Below are 13,761 nucleotides of genomic sequence, written 5' to 3' on the forward strand. Positions count from 1 at the left end.
AATATTATGACTACAAAACAGAGAGCCTATTTAAAAGGACTTGCGATGACAATGGATCCGATTTTCCAGGTTGGAAAAGCAAGCATGAATCCGGGACTTACGGAGGCAATTGCCGAGGCACTGGAAGCACGTGAGCTGATCAAAATCAGTGTTTTAAAGAACTGCATGGATGACCCGAGAGAAATCGCAGAGACACTTGCAGAGAGAACACAGTCTCAGGTTGTTCAGGTAATCGGAAAGAAAATCGTTCTTTACAAAGAAGGAAAAGACGATAAAAAGAAAATTCAGCTTCCAAAATAATTATTTTTTCAGCTTCTGAGTTATTATATGATTCGGAAGCTGAATTTGAATATAGGAAACTCGCAGAGCGTGTTTTCCATAGTAGAAAAGGAACGGGTATAGACAATGAAGATTGGTATTATGGGTGGTACATTTGAGCCGATTCATATCGGTCATCTTCTTCTTGGTGAGTTTGCTTATGAAGATTTTGGACTTGATGAGATTTGGTTTTTACCGAATGGAAATCCTCCACACAAAGAGACACTCGATACAGAAGAAGCAATGCATCACAGGATCGAGATGGTTCGTCTTGCAATAAAAAGTAATCCGAATTTCTCATTGAATCTTTCAGAAGCGGATACGAAGAAGCACTCTTATACGTATCATACAATGAGGCATTTTAACGAGATCTACCCAAATGATGAATTTTATTTTATTCTCGGAGCGGATTCTCTGTTTGCTTTTGAAGAGTGGAAAGATTTCAGAGAAATTTTTACGACCTGTACGATTCTTGCAGCAATGCGTGACGACAAAGATGCTTCAGCAATGAAGGGACAGATACGATATCTCACGGAAGCATACGGAGCACATATAGAACTGCTTCGCGCACCGTTGGTAGAGATTTCCTCTACTACAATAAGAGAAAGGGCAGCAAAGGGACTCAGCGTGCGTTATATGGTGCCTGATGTTGTCGCGGATTATATTAAAGAAAAGAATCTATATATTTAAAGCATATTTTATCTGCACTTGTCAAAATGACGAGATGCATTCAAGCCAAAGCATGCATCCTCCGTGTCAATCAGCGAAGTGATTGACACGGGAGTGAACAGTAACCAGAGAGGAGATAGAACACGATTATGAAAGAAGCTTTCATTGACATTAGAAAACAACTGGAAAAAAAGCTGAAAAAAGATCGTTTTGAACATACAATTGGAGTTATGTATACAGCAGCATCTCTTGCAATGCGTTATCATGAAGATATCGATGATGCTATGATGGCAGGACTTCTGCATGATTGTGGAAAGTATGGTTCTGCGCAGGAACAGGTTGAGAGATGTCAAAAACACGGTATTCCGCTTACACAATCAGAACTTGAGATGCCGGCATTGGTCCATGCGAAACTGGGAGCATATTTCGCGGAGAAAGAGTATGGTGTGACCAATAAAGGCGTTTTAAGTGCAATTACATGGCATACAACAGGACGACCGGAGATGACAATGCTTGAGAAGATTATTTATATTGCTGATTATATTGAACCGAACAGAAAGATAATTCCTGGTCTTCAGGAGATCCGTGAAACTGTGTTTGTCGATATTGACCATGCAATCTGTCTTTGTGCAGGGAATACGGTTAATTATCTGCGTAAGAATGGTAAGCCGGTAGATCCGATGAGCATTGAAACTTATCAATATTATAGCGACAAAGGAGAATAATAAAAGATGAATCAGTCAAAAGAAATGGCAAAGCTGGCATATACAGCCCTCAGTGATAAAAAAGGAGAAGATATCCAGATCATCGATATCTCAGGCGTGTCTGTACTTGCAGATTATTTCCTGATCGTAAATGGAAACAGTGACAGTCAGGTGAATGCCCTTGTGGACAATGTGGAGGAAGAATTGCATAAAGCAGGATATTCTCTGGTACAGAGAGAAGGAAATGCATCCGGAAGATGGGTGTTACTTGATTTTGGTGATATTATTGTACACGTCTTTGATCGTGAGAACAGACAGTTCTACAATTTGGAGAGAATCTGGAAAGATGGACATCATGTGTCTGTTGAAGATCTTGAAGCATAAATAGTGAGAGTTATAAAAAACTGGCAGAAGAGTAGTGGAGTACTACATTCTGCCAGTTTTTTATACTTTGAGTTCTAATTAAAAATCCTATATCCAGTAATGAGATTTAATACATACGGATAACACCGATTACCTTACCCAGGATAGTGACATCTGTAAGAATGATCGGATCATATGCATCATTTTCCGGCTGCAGGCGGATAATACCTTCTTCACGATAGAAAGTCTTGACTGTAGCGCCATCTTCAATCAGTGCAACTACCTGTTCCCCATTTTCAGCAGATGGAGTCTGCTCAACAATAACATAATCCCCACTCAGAATTCCTGCATTGATCATACTTTCACCTTGTACCTGGAGCATAAATGTCTGCTTGTTTGGCATATATTCTACAGGAATAGGAAAATAATCTTCAATATTCTGTTCTGCAAGAAGCGGTTCGCCGGCAGCGACACGGCCTATGATCGGAATATTCACCATCTCTCTTCTTGTCAGGTTGAAATTATCATCCAGAATCTCAATTGCACGAGGCTTGGTAGGGTCTCTTCTTATGTAACCATTCTTTTCCAGCGTCTCCAGATGCGAATGAACGGAAGAGGTAGACTTTAAATTCACAGCCTCACAGATCTCACGAACTGCCGGCGGAAAGCCTCTTGTTAAAATCTGGTCTTTTATATATTCTAAAATCTCTTTCTGCTTAGGAGTAATATTCCCTTCTGACATATTGTTCCCTCCGAATCTACTATAATCATAAGAACATAATAACACAGCATTTTTTAGAAAGCAAACATTTGTTGCGAAAATATGTTCGGTTTTATGAAGTAAAATGCTTGACAAACATTTGTTCGAACGATATAATGAAAACATAAAAGAACAGACGTTCGATGTATAGCAATAATAGAAGATAGGTATACAGTAAGCGAAAAGAGAGGAAAAGGATTATGAAAAAGTATTCAGGAAATCATTCAGTAAATTCAAAGAAGAAACATGGTGTTATTCGTCATTCTGGTTTGGTAATATGCAGTATTCTTTTTATTCTCTGCAGCTGTATGTACTTTGGAATGTTCCGAGTTTCGGCAAAGGAAATAGATAATCAGAGAACTTCAGATGCTATTGAGATCTGTTACACAAGCAGATTAATTGAACCAGGTGACAGCCTTTGGAGCATTGCAGAAGAAACAATTACAGACGGATATGGCTCCGTAAGCGAATATGTAGAAGCACTTAAGGTGATGAATCATCTTGATTCGGATACGATTCATGCAGGTCAATACCTGATGATCGCTTACGAAAAATTCTAAATGGTATCAATATACACCCTATGTATTGATATATACACTCCCTGAATCCGAAGAAGATTGCTATCTGCTTTCCAGAAATAGCGCTTTAAATAGCAGCAGATAGTCTCTTCGGATTTTATTAACAGAAATCAATCTATACGACAAATACCGATTTTTCCAAAAGATATAGACGAAAAACAGTACTTATGTTAAAATATATAAGAAATATGGGATTTCAGTACATTTGAATCTATAAAGGAGCTTTTAATATGGCAGAAACTTCTAACAGAAAAACATATCATGAACAGACATATATAGATAACACATTACGTCTCAGAGAGATCCTGAAGACATTACCTCCATTTGCAAAGGATTATTTTCGTGCGGTGGAACCAACGACATCTGCGCGGACCAGGATTTCTTATGCCTATGATATCCGTGTTTTCTTTCATTTCCTTATGGAGAATAATCCGGTTTATAAAAATTATACGATCGAACAATTTGAGGTACATGATCTGGAACGCCTGGAGCCTGTAGATATTGAGGAATACCAGGAATATCTGAAGGTCTATAAGAATGACGAAGAAAAATGTATCACGAACACAGAAAAGGGACTTGCAAGAAAGATGTCTGCGCTTCGTAGCTTTTATGGATATTATTTTAAACGGCAAATTATCAGCAAGAACCCTACGTTGCTTGTAGAGATGCCTAAGCTGCATGAGAAAGCGATTATACGGCTTGATACGGATGAGATCGCAATGCTCCTGGATTATGTTGATCATGGAGGGGATAATCTTACAGGTCAGCGGAAAGCCTATTTTGAAAAGACAAAAAATCGAGATCTGGCAATTCTGACGCTTCTGCTTGGAACAGGAATCCGTGTATCAGAATGTGTTGGACTGGATCTTCAGGATATTGATTTTAAGAATAACGGAATTACTGTAACACGAAAAGGTGGGAATCAGATGGTTGTGTATTTCGGTGAAGAGGTTGAGAATGCATTAAAGACGTATCTTTACACGACCAGAAAGCAAACTGTACCACTCTCCGGTCACGAAAACGCACTGTTCTTGTCTACCCAGCGAAAACGGATGGGCGTTCAGGCAGTTGAAAATATGGTAAAGAAGTACGCCAGGGAGGTCACTCCGAATAAGAAGATAACTCCACATAAACTGCGCAGCACTTACGGAACAGCACTTTATAAAGAAACCGGAGACATTTATCTTGTCGCAGATGTTCTGGGGCATAAAGATGTCAATACAACAAAGAAACATTATGCAGCAATCGATGAAGACCGACGCCGTCAGGCGGCAGGTGCTGTAAAGCTTCGTGAAGTATAGGAAGTAAAAAAAATAAGAATAGATAAAAAGGATACAGAAAGAATGCACTACTGCTCTTCTGTATCCTTTGCACTATACATTTTAATAAATAAGATTAAACAATATTTCTGGCTTCTTTTTCAATACTTTCTTTTAAAAGAATATACTGTTCAATTGCTTTCGCTGTACCTTGTACTCCGAGTTCAGAACTGTTTAAGCAAAGCTCATAGCTGGCTGCCTCGCCCCACTTCTTGTTTGTATAATAATTGTAATAGCTTGCTCTCTTTTTATCCGTCTTATTGATCAGATCTTTTGCTTTTGCATCCGTAAGATCAAGTCTTGTTGCTACACGACGAATACGATCTTCCATATCTGCACGAATGAAGATGCTGACAACATTTGGATAGGATTCAAGTGCATAATCTGCACAACGGCCTACCAGGACACATGGTCCCTCATCTGCAATCTTTTTAATTGCATCAAACTGTGCAAGAAAAACTTTGTGATTGATAGGCATCTCAGTGTATGTGTTGCCGGCATATCCCATAGAATATGTATCCATCACAAGAGAATATAGAAAACTGTTCGTTGGCTTTTCGTCATGAGTCTCAAATAATTCCTCACAGATACCACTTTCTTTTGCTGCACGCGCAAGCATTTCCTTGTCGTATAATTTAATTCCAAATGCCTCGGCAACGAAATGTCCGATCTCTTTTCCACCACTTCCGTACTGACGTCCGATTGTTATAATAGTATTTGTCTTCATAATAAGCCACACTCCTTTTCAAGTCTATGCGAAATCTTATCTATATTATAACCAAAAAGATGAAAAAAGACAATGTCAATTCACTATTTCCTACACCATTTCTTATACTTAGTTTTGTTTTCTTAATTTATTTAATAAATCTTTAAAATAGTCTGGCAAAGGTGCGTCAAATTCTATATATTCTCCTGTAGATGGATGAGTGATACCAAGGATTTTTGCATGCAAAGTCTGTCCCTGGAGTTTATAAGGACATTTTGCAGGACCATAAATCTCATCGCCCAGAATTGGATGTCCGATACTGGACATATGAACACGGATCTGATGTGTCCGACCGGTTTCAAGCTGGCACTCAATGTAGGTAAAATTACCAAATCTTTCCAATACACGGTAATGAGTGACTGCATGTCGCCCATTTGGTGCTTTTGTACTCATCTTCTTACGATCTGTAGGGTGCCGACCGATCGGAGCGTTCACAGTGCCTGTATCCTCCTTCAGATTGCCATGTACGATAGCGTGATACTTTCTTGTGATAGAATGTTCTTTTAATTGTTCTGCAAGAATCTGATGAGCTTTATCATTTTTGCAGATCAGAAGGGAACCGGTTGTATTCATGTCAATCCGATGGACGATTCCCGGACGGATTACACCATTGATTCCCGACAGGTTTTCTCCACAGTGATATAGAACCGCATTGACCAGCGTATGGCTGTAATGTCCCGGTGCAGGATGTACAACCATTCCTTTTGGTTTGTTAACGACGAGAATGTCATCATCTTCATAGAGAATATCCAGAGGAATATTTTCAGGCTGAATATCAAGTGGTTCCGGGTCAGGGATCTGAAGAATGATAGTATCCCCTGTTGTTAACTTGTAATTCGCTTTAATCGGTAATTGATTTACAAGAATTTTTTTTTCTTTAATTAATTTCTGGATATAAGAACGGGAAAGGCTCTCTATTCTCCCGTCAAGGAATTTATCGATCCTTTCCCCTGTAATATCCGCATTAAAATGAAGTTCTTCCATAAGCTTTCAGAATCCTTCCTGTTGTGCGTTTTTATCTGTTCTTAAAATTTAAAAACTCAAAATCGTTGTCGTCCTTATAATAAAATAAAATGAGAACAACAAATAAAATACATGCAATTACAACATAGCAGTCTGCAACATTAAAGATTGGAAAATCAATCAGTCGGAAATAGAAAAAGTCAACAACATAATCAAGTTTCACACGATCGATCATATTTCCCACAGCTCCGGATGCAAGCAGTACAGCACAGATACGCAGTGGTCTGTAATGTGGTGTAAATGGCATCTTCTGGTACAGATACAAAATGACAGCAAGTATAATAATACCTCCGACTACAAACACAATCTGTCGATTCTGCATAATACCAAATGCAGCTCCGCGGTTCTCAAGATAGCGAAGTTCAAAAACTCCGGAAATCAAAGAGAAAGACTCGAGACGGCGTAAGATAGTAGATGCAAGATATTTGGTCCATTGGTCAAGTGCTAATGTGAGCAGAAACCCAATGGCAGCGAAAAGATAACTCTTTGTCTTTGTTTTTGTATTATTCATGAGTCGATAAGCTCCTCTTTTCTAAGCTTTTTAGATTATACATATTTCTGAATAGTTACACTGATCCGATTCTTTTTAGTGATTTTCCCCGCTTCCTCAAAACGGAACTTACCTAATCCGCGTACAGAGATAAGATCTCCTTCTTTTACCTGATATCCATTGCTTGTAATCAATTTGCCGTTTACAAAGACCTTTGCGCCTTCAATGAGTCCGGATAGTTTACTTCTGGAAGAAGAAAATGCAAGTGGAAGTAGGCTGTCTAAGCGAACAGATGAAACAGTTCCTTTTATCTGCTGGAAATCAGGTGTGTAGTTTATCATATCTAAGTTGATGACAGAACTATTTATAACAGTGTGGCGAACCCGGGTTAAGTCTTCTGTTACAACAGATACAAGGTCCTTATTGATAAAAAGAAGTGCTGAATCTTCTGTCACAAGAATATCTCCGGTTTTTGAACGGTCAATCCCAAGATTTAATATGGAACCAAGAAAATCCCTGTGAGTCAGGTCTTCGGAAAATCTTTTATTTTTTGGTTCTATTTTCACGGCACAAAACGGATAATCAATCTCTTTCGGAGTAATATCAGATACCCCATAACGCAAAGAAAGAGCCTCAGGGATAAATGCAGCCATCTGACGCTCCGCCATATCATACCCGCCAAAGAGGACATATCTTGAATAAAGCTTGTTCTTTGGCAGGGTATGCAGGATATTCTGATCATTCAGGTTAAGAAAATCCGAATATGTAACAATTTCACGTTCAAAAGCAATTCTGGAAAGTTCAATAAATCTGTGTTCCAAAAGCTTTGTTTCTTTTTTCTGATTTTCTTTTATCATAATAATTCTAAAATCCAGTTCCTATAGTTGAAGTTAAATTCTAGTATCTTCCACGAACACTTGGTGTTTCCATAGATCCACTGAGAAGATCCTGAAGATCACCGGAAATATCAACATTTGTAGGTGTAACAAGGAAGATATAGCTGGAAATCTTCTGAAGGTTTCCGCTGATCGCAAATGCTGCTCCGGAAATAAAATCAATAATTCTCTGAGCAATCTCAAGATCCATACCTTCTAAGTTAAGGATTACAGTACGGCCTGCAAGTAATGTCTCTGTGATCTCACGGGAATCATCTACAGAAGTTGGTTTTACAACGCATACTTCCATGTTTCCGCCGTGTTTTGCAGCAGGACGCATTGGTGTAACCTTGCTGGAAGCAGAAGGCTGAAACTTCTTATCTTCATCAGCATCAAAGTCATTGAAAGATTCCTCTTTATTATTCTTCTTACCGAAGAAAGAACGACGCGGTTTTTCCTCAAAATCACCGTCATCTGCAAAATCATCATCATCATAAAATTCATCGTCATCATAATCGTCATCATTTAACTTCATGATGTCAAGAAATTTATCAAATACACCCATTTTTACACTCCTATCTTGTCCCCTTTTTCAGGTGGCGCTCTTTTTTATTCATACGATCCAACGAAAAAATGATACTATTCAATTACTGTTCAAAAATATTGTAAACAGTAACTCATTCATCAGGTTAATAAATTAAGTCAGATATTATAGTTCCTTGCACCAAAGATACCAGTTCCAACTCGAACCATAGTTGCTCCCTCTTCTATGGCAACCTCGTAATCATTGGTCATTCCCATTGAAAGTATGTTCACATAAACATTATCAATGTTTTTCTCATTAATGTCAACAGATAATTTATGTAAATTTGCGAAAATTTGACGATTTTCTTCCGGGTTATCGACAAAAGGTGCAATTGTCATCAGTCCGCAGACCTTGATATGTTCGAAATTTGCAATCTTTTCAATAAACGGGAGAACTTCTTCTGTTTTAAGTCCAAACTTACTTTCTTCCTGAGCAACATTTACTTCAATTAAAATATTAGCTGTAAGATTATGTTTTGCAGCTTCCTTTTCAATTGTCTCTGCAAGCTTGACAGAATCGACAGAGTGGATCAGATCTACTTTATCAATAATATATTTTACCTTATTGGTCTGCAGATGTCCGATCATGTGCCAGTGGATATCATCAGGAAGTGCATCGTATTTGGCTGTGATTTCCTGCACTTTATTCTCACCAAACACACGGACACCGAGATCGTAAGCTTCCTGAAGCATTTCTATCGGTTTTGTCTTACTTACGGCGATCAATGTAACTTCTTCCCGCTTGCGTCCGGCACGGTCACAGGCTGCCTGAATCTTTGCTTCTACTTCTTTTAACTGTGTTTCTAGCATAAGTTATCTCTCCTTTTTTAAATTTGATTATCCTCTTTTGGGTTTTGTATCCAATTTTCAAAGGGCTATAAAATCAAATCACTGAAATACAACATCATCAGAGGAAACACCGGCTCCGTTTTGTACGATATGATCGTAATTTGAAAGTCCGTAAGAATCTCCTTCCTGAACAATGTAATATTCGTCGCTTTCACATAAAATGGATACTTTTTTAAAAACAGCGTATCCTTTATTGATATTGTAGACTCCCTTTAATGGCTTTTGGGTATCAATCGTATAAGTATCAGAAGAATCCGGTTTTACAATCACTGTTCCGGATTTCAGCTGATCTCGACTTAAATAAACTTCTCCATCATCGGAGGTGTCATAGATATCAACAGCCTGAAATGAGGCAGTTCCTTTTGAATCCAAAACCATAACACCTTCTAAAGAGCTGTTACCTCCGTTTGTAATATAATCATGAGGAATTACAAAGAACTGCTCTTCTACTACGGCAGATTTTGGAATCTTTAGGCCACACTCATCTTCTAAGATAAGTTCTATGTTCAGAAAACGCTCTGATGCATAACGAATCATAGAGTTGTCAAAGGTCAGAACACCATAGAAATTCCCATCTCGTTCAAGAACAGAGAAAGCGGACCACATCTTTTCACTGTCTTTATCTATGCGGACCTGCACATTCTGTAAATCAGATTTCTGAAATTCTTTTGCGGTGTCTTCTTTTAAAGGTATCACTACGGACCAGTTTTCACTGGTAATCAAGCGGTAAGCCGGTGAACCGCTTGATATCTTCATCTGATCGGTAAGCTCAGTTACTTTATAATTTGTTTTATTAAAATTATCTGCTGTAAAATTGTCAACAGTTAAGGACTCTAAACCATCAATCGTATAGGAAACAATTCCGTCCTGTCCGGCAGAAGAGGTTGTGACAGTTTGTCCGCTGCTCTCAATTACAGATGCAAGCTGCGCAGTTTTAGTTGTGCAGTATGCATTTTGCAATGTATTTTGCAGCTCATTCTTTAAGGTATAGATACTTGAAAAGTTGGAATTGTCATAGTTTTCATTGAATGTCTGAAGTTGTGTCACAAGTCCTGATTGAACATCAGGACTAAGATCTGCAGTTGAAGATGATTCCGTAGATGAATCATCAAAATTCAAAGCATTCTTTGAAATTGCATAAACAGGTGCGCCATATTTGACTTTGCTGTTCCCATTCTGATAATAATTAATGTAGCCGCCCGATTCTGCATTTACAGTTGTTTCCTGGCGGATGATCAATCCGGTATAGGTATTATCCTTCACAATACTGCCCTCCCGCACTTCATAAATAGAAGGCTTATCTTCTAAAAGATATGCGGTAATAGTAACAATAAGATAAATAAATACAACTGCAAACAGAAACATTCCAATATTAAATTCTTTTTTTGCCTTATATCTTTTTATATTTACAGACTTGTTTTTTTTCTTTGCCAAGATAAAAATATTACCTCCTGTCATTTCTGCTTTAACTTTGTTAGTATATCATTTTTTTGTGTATATTTCCAGCCTTTCAGGGGAAGAATACATATTAATAAATTAAAGAGCGTTACTGAAAACAGGAAACGGTAAAGGAGAATATTACATGAAATAAGATAGAAAAAAAACATGCGGACAGATTAAAAATGAAAGCTTCTAATTTGTTGTTCTGTGCCACATGGCTTTTTCATATCGGTTATTCTTTATTCTGTTTTAGTTGTTTCTCCAGCCTCAAGAAGCCGGTTCATCTCCTGGTAAAGAAAACTCTTATCTTCAGCCCCCATAATAATGGAAATATAAGGATTCTTTTCCAAATCTTCGCTATAAAGGATCACACAGCATCCTGCTTCATCTGTGGTACCGGTCTTACCGCCAAATACACGAATTCCTTCAGGGGCATTGATCTTCCCTGAGGAATAATAGTTGGTTGGGACTACATCAAATGTTCTTGTTGTACCATCTGCTCCGGTAAGATTCATTGTATAAGAATCCATGGAAATAATGTCCATAAATCTCTGATCCTGAATGCAGGCATTAAAGATCAGATACAGGTCATATGCTGTTGTATAGTGGTTTTCATTATGAAGTCCGTGAGGATTCACGAAATGACTGCCAGTGGCACCAAGAGCTTTCGCTTCTGAGTTCATAAGCTCAGCAAAAGCTTCTACACTTCCGGAAATATGTTCAGCGATAGCAACACCACAATCATTACCTGAACGAAGTAAAAGACCACATAATAAATCATAAAGTGTCACTGTATCACCAGGCTGTAGGTTGCAGACTACTTCATCAGAGGCAAAGCTTGAAACACTGTCAGAAACAGTTACAATGTCATCCATATTACCGTACTTAAAAGCAAGGTATGCAGTCATAAGCTTTGTTGTACTTGCAGGATATAATTTATCATAAAGTTTATATCCATATTCAACTGTTTTATCATTTAGATTGAATAATCCTGCAGCATGAAGAGAATCCTCATCATCAAATCCAGTGAGAGCCACATCATCAGCAGCGACGCATAAATCATCAGCAAACAAACTTCCTTGGTATAAATTAGAGTTATAAGTGGCTGTCTCATATGTCCGGACAGGATCACCACCATATTCTTTGTAATACCAGACTCCGCCGACAGCTCCGGACAATACAACAATAAGACATATGACAGGAATAAGTATGCGGCTGACAGAATGCCGTTGCTTTCTTCGTCTTCTCTTCTTTTTGTATGGTTTACTCATATTATCGATACATCTCCCGCCAGTCAAGGTCGCCTCTGTCAAGAGCAAGGATCAATGCTTCAGCAGTTGCGATATTTGTTGCGATCGGAATGTTATAAATATCACAAAGCTTAACAATGTCATTAACATCCGGTTCATGTGAGTGAGGTGTCAGTGGATCACGGAAGAAAATCAAAAGATCCATCTGATTGTGTTCAATCTGTGAGCCGAGCTGCTGTTTTCCTCCGAGATGTCCAGCAAGATATTTGTGAATGCTTAAGTTTGTTACATTCTCGACCAGTATACCGGTGGTTTCTGTTGCATATAAATTATGCTTACTGAGTATCCCACGGTATGCAATGCAGAAATTCTGCATCAATTTTTTCTTCGCATCATGCGCTACTAATCCGATATTCATAGTGGTATCCTCTCTTTACTGATATTTATTAGGCTGTAAGCCTACATTTAATACAAAACCGATTCCCATGAAAAAACATACTACGGAAGTCAGTCCATAACTGACAAATGGGAGGGACAAGCCTGTATTTGGAAAAATCATTGTAGCTACACTGACGTTAATAAAGCTCTGGATTCCAATCAGTGAAGCAACGCCTCCGCAAATGATCCGCCCTCCTGTATCTTTGGCCTTCAAACCAATTAAGATACACTCTATCACAATTAATAATAACAAAATTATGACTCCACAACAACCCACAAATCCTAATTCTTCACCAATAATTGCAAAAATAAAGTCTGTTTGTGGCTCAGATACGAAATTTCCGTTCTTAACGGATGTTGTTGCGTCATTATCATACCCTTTTCCGGTCAGCTGTCCGGACCCAATTGCCATAACGGAATTTAACTGCTGGTAAGATTCGTCGTCGGCATACTTTTCAGGTTCCAGCCAGGCAAGGATACGTTCCTGCTGATAGTCTTTTAAGAACGGCTGGTTTGGCTGTATTGCAACAACAAGCAGTATAATGATCGTCGGTATTGTGATTACAAGAACGGTTCCAATGAGTTTGTAGCTTAATCCTCCAAGGTAAAGAAGGACAGCAAACAATGCGGCAATACAAATTGTTGTAGACAAGTTTGGCTGCTTGTAAATCAATGCAAGTGATGGAAGGATTAAAGCAATTGCCTGAATAATCGTTTTGGGTTCTTTAATCTTTTGCTCTCGTTCCATTAAGAATTTTGCAAAGAACAGAATCATAAGGATTTTTGTAAGGTCGGAAGGCTGGAATTGTGTAAATCCAAGGTTCAGCCATCTTCTCGCGCCATTTACTTTTGTTCCAAAAACCAAAACAGCCAGGAGCATAACAATATTCAGAGCATAAAGCGGCCAATATAGGTTTAAAATCCATTTATAATCAATGAAAGAGATAATAAACATAACAATCAGACCAAGACAAACGCCCATAATCTGACGATTCATTAAATCAGGTCTTGCACTTCGGACCATAAGGATTCCGACCAGTGAAATCAGAGTGACCAGAAAAACCAGACTGATTTTATAATCTCTAATATTATAACGCTGTTTCAAATTAGTAAAAAATGATTTCAATGTTTTTCTCCTGTATATTTTATATGTATATCCGTGCGTGTTATTTTGACATCAAATTGTTCCGGGGAGATTTCTATGTATTTAGAAATCGTCTGATATAAATCCGATGTCAGAAATTCTATCATATCGGGTGTGCATTGAATTCTGTCAGTAATTAGCAAATTTCGCAACCTGTCTTTTGCAATTGTAACAGAAGGTACACTCATAA

The 13,761-nt window shown here is 38.2% G+C and carries 18 protein-coding genes; 6 read left to right on the forward strand and 12 right to left on the reverse strand.

From position 1 onward, the window contains the following. Positions 1-6: 6 nt before the first annotated feature. The 4 genes from yhbY (at position 7) to rsfS (ending at position 2,075) form a co-directional block, all read left to right on the forward strand. A complete protein-coding gene (yhbY, locus tag LI126_RS08285) occupies positions 7-300 on the forward strand; it encodes a ribosome assembly RNA-binding protein YhbY (protein WP_015529221.1) in 294 nt (97 codons plus the stop codon). Positions 301-405: 105 nt separating this feature from the next. Beyond that, complete coding sequence (gene nadD, locus LI126_RS08290) at positions 406-1,008, forward strand: nicotinate-nucleotide adenylyltransferase (protein WP_054751204.1); 603 nt, start codon at positions 406-408, stop codon at positions 1,006-1,008. 128 nt (positions 1,009-1,136) lie between these two features. After that, positions 1,137-1,712, forward strand: coding sequence for a bis(5'-nucleosyl)-tetraphosphatase (symmetrical) YqeK (yqeK, locus tag LI126_RS08295; RefSeq protein ID WP_054751205.1), 576 nt, complete (start codon positions 1,137-1,139; stop codon positions 1,710-1,712). 6 nt (positions 1,713-1,718) lie between these two features. Beyond that, positions 1,719-2,075: a ribosome silencing factor gene (gene rsfS / locus LI126_RS08300; protein ID WP_015529223.1), complete on the forward strand. Its 357-nt coding sequence runs from the start codon at positions 1,719-1,721 to the stop codon at positions 2,073-2,075. A gap of 106 nt (positions 2,076-2,181) precedes the next feature. Here rsfS and lexA read toward each other — a convergent pair whose 3' ends face one another. Beyond that, positions 2,182-2,796, reverse strand: a complete 615-nt coding sequence (gene lexA / locus LI126_RS08305; protein ID WP_015529226.1) for a transcriptional repressor LexA — start codon at positions 2,794-2,796, stop codon at positions 2,182-2,184. Between the two features lie 218 nt (positions 2,797-3,014). On the opposite strand from lexA, the gene LI126_RS08310 reads away from it, so the two are divergent. Next, a complete protein-coding gene (locus LI126_RS08310) occupies positions 3,015-3,374 on the forward strand; it encodes a LysM peptidoglycan-binding domain-containing protein (protein ID WP_226900857.1) in 360 nt (119 codons plus the stop codon). A 248-nt stretch (positions 3,375-3,622) separates the two neighbouring features. Then, positions 3,623-4,693 carry a tyrosine-type recombinase/integrase gene (locus LI126_RS08315; protein WP_055145480.1) on the forward strand — a complete coding sequence of 357 codons (1,071 nt, stop codon included), beginning with the start codon at positions 3,623-3,625 and terminating at the stop codon, positions 4,691-4,693. A 94-nt stretch (positions 4,694-4,787) separates the two neighbouring features. On the opposite strand, the gene LI126_RS08320 is transcribed toward LI126_RS08315, so the two are convergent. The 11 genes from LI126_RS08320 to LI126_RS08370 form a co-directional block, all read right to left on the reverse strand. After that, positions 4,788-5,438: a cytidylate kinase-like family protein gene (locus LI126_RS08320; RefSeq protein WP_015529229.1), complete on the reverse strand. Its 651-nt coding sequence runs from the start codon at positions 5,436-5,438 to the stop codon at positions 4,788-4,790. A gap of 108 nt (positions 5,439-5,546) precedes the next feature. Next, a complete protein-coding gene (locus LI126_RS08325; RefSeq protein WP_227165186.1) occupies positions 5,547-6,461 on the reverse strand; it encodes an RluA family pseudouridine synthase in 915 nt (304 codons plus the stop codon). A gap of 31 nt (positions 6,462-6,492) precedes the next feature. Further along, complete coding sequence (gene lspA, locus LI126_RS08330; protein WP_020436001.1) at positions 6,493-7,011, reverse strand: signal peptidase II; 519 nt, start codon at positions 7,009-7,011, stop codon at positions 6,493-6,495. A gap of 35 nt (positions 7,012-7,046) precedes the next feature. Then, positions 7,047-7,847, reverse strand: a complete 801-nt coding sequence (locus LI126_RS08335) for a YlmH family RNA-binding protein (protein WP_117497019.1) — start codon at positions 7,845-7,847, stop codon at positions 7,047-7,049. A 40-nt stretch (positions 7,848-7,887) separates the two neighbouring features. Continuing rightward, on the reverse strand, positions 7,888-8,430 hold the full coding sequence (locus LI126_RS08340; protein ID WP_055163187.1) for a cell division protein SepF: 543 nt from the start codon (positions 8,428-8,430) through the stop codon (positions 7,888-7,890). A gap of 137 nt (positions 8,431-8,567) precedes the next feature. Further along, a complete protein-coding gene (locus tag LI126_RS08345; RefSeq protein ID WP_015529234.1) occupies positions 8,568-9,260 on the reverse strand; it encodes a YggS family pyridoxal phosphate-dependent enzyme in 693 nt (230 codons plus the stop codon). 78 nt (positions 9,261-9,338) lie between these two features. Continuing rightward, complete coding sequence (locus LI126_RS08350; RefSeq protein ID WP_227165187.1) at positions 9,339-10,733, reverse strand: HlyD family efflux transporter periplasmic adaptor subunit; 1,395 nt, start codon at positions 10,731-10,733, stop codon at positions 9,339-9,341. A 245-nt stretch (positions 10,734-10,978) separates the two neighbouring features. Beyond that, positions 10,979-12,010: a D-alanyl-D-alanine carboxypeptidase family protein gene (locus LI126_RS08355; protein ID WP_055156512.1), complete on the reverse strand. Its 1,032-nt coding sequence runs from the start codon at positions 12,008-12,010 to the stop codon at positions 10,979-10,981. Between the two features lies 1 nt (position 12,011). Beyond that, positions 12,012-12,407 (reverse strand): methylglyoxal synthase, encoded by a 396-nt coding sequence (locus LI126_RS08360; RefSeq protein ID WP_015529236.1) that lies wholly within the window; start codon positions 12,405-12,407, stop codon positions 12,012-12,014. A 15-nt stretch (positions 12,408-12,422) separates the two neighbouring features. Continuing rightward, positions 12,423-13,553 carry an FtsW/RodA/SpoVE family cell cycle protein gene (locus tag LI126_RS08365; protein ID WP_020436005.1) on the reverse strand — a complete coding sequence of 377 codons (1,131 nt, stop codon included), beginning with the start codon at positions 13,551-13,553 and terminating at the stop codon, positions 12,423-12,425. Beyond that, positions 13,550-13,759 (reverse strand): cell division topological specificity factor MinE, encoded by a 210-nt coding sequence (locus LI126_RS08370; protein ID WP_015529237.1) that lies wholly within the window; start codon positions 13,757-13,759, stop codon positions 13,550-13,552. Before LI126_RS08370 ends, LI126_RS08365 begins: the two co-directional genes overlap by 4 nt. Positions 13,760-13,761 lie beyond the last annotated feature (2 nt).

The sequence above is a fragment of the Mediterraneibacter sp. 210702-DFI.5.30 genome (assembly GCF_020560115.1).
Classification (GTDB): Bacteria; Bacillota; Clostridia; order Lachnospirales; family Lachnospiraceae; genus Mediterraneibacter; species Mediterraneibacter faecis.

Excerpts from the sequence above, each read along its gene's own strand:
- yhbY (WP_015529221.1), top strand. The coding sequence starts at position 7 with ATGACTACAAAACAGAGAGCCTATTTAAAAGGACTTGCGATGACAATG.
- nadD (WP_054751204.1), top strand. The coding sequence starts at position 406 with ATGAAGATTGGTATTATGGGTGGTACATTTGAGCCGATTCATATCGGT.
- yqeK (WP_054751205.1), top strand. The coding sequence starts at position 1,137 with ATGAAAGAAGCTTTCATTGACATTAGAAAACAACTGGAAAAAAAGCTG.
- rsfS (WP_015529223.1), top strand. The coding sequence starts at position 1,719 with ATGAATCAGTCAAAAGAAATGGCAAAGCTGGCATATACAGCCCTCAGT.
- lexA (WP_015529226.1), bottom strand. The coding sequence starts at position 2,796 with ATGTCAGAAGGGAATATTACTCCTAAGCAGAAAGAGATTTTAGAATAT.
- LI126_RS08310 (WP_226900857.1), top strand. The coding sequence starts at position 3,015 with ATGAAAAAGTATTCAGGAAATCATTCAGTAAATTCAAAGAAGAAACAT.
- LI126_RS08315 (WP_055145480.1), top strand. The coding sequence starts at position 3,623 with ATGGCAGAAACTTCTAACAGAAAAACATATCATGAACAGACATATATA.
- LI126_RS08320 (WP_015529229.1), bottom strand. The coding sequence starts at position 5,438 with ATGAAGACAAATACTATTATAACAATCGGACGTCAGTACGGAAGTGGT.
- LI126_RS08325 (WP_227165186.1), bottom strand. The coding sequence starts at position 6,461 with ATGGAAGAACTTCATTTTAATGCGGATATTACAGGGGAAAGGATCGAT.
- lspA (WP_020436001.1), bottom strand. The coding sequence starts at position 7,011 with ATGAATAATACAAAAACAAAGACAAAGAGTTATCTTTTCGCTGCCATT.
- LI126_RS08335 (WP_117497019.1), bottom strand. The coding sequence starts at position 7,847 with ATGATAAAAGAAAATCAGAAAAAAGAAACAAAGCTTTTGGAACACAGA.
- LI126_RS08340 (WP_055163187.1), bottom strand. The coding sequence starts at position 8,430 with ATGGGTGTATTTGATAAATTTCTTGACATCATGAAGTTAAATGATGAC.
- LI126_RS08345 (WP_015529234.1), bottom strand. The coding sequence starts at position 9,260 with ATGCTAGAAACACAGTTAAAAGAAGTAGAAGCAAAGATTCAGGCAGCC.
- LI126_RS08355 (WP_055156512.1), bottom strand. The coding sequence starts at position 12,010 with ATGAGTAAACCATACAAAAAGAAGAGAAGACGAAGAAAGCAACGGCAT.
- LI126_RS08360 (WP_015529236.1), bottom strand. The coding sequence starts at position 12,407 with ATGAATATCGGATTAGTAGCGCATGATGCGAAGAAAAAATTGATGCAG.
- LI126_RS08370 (WP_015529237.1), bottom strand. The coding sequence starts at position 13,759 with ATGAGTGTACCTTCTGTTACAATTGCAAAAGACAGGTTGCGAAATTTG.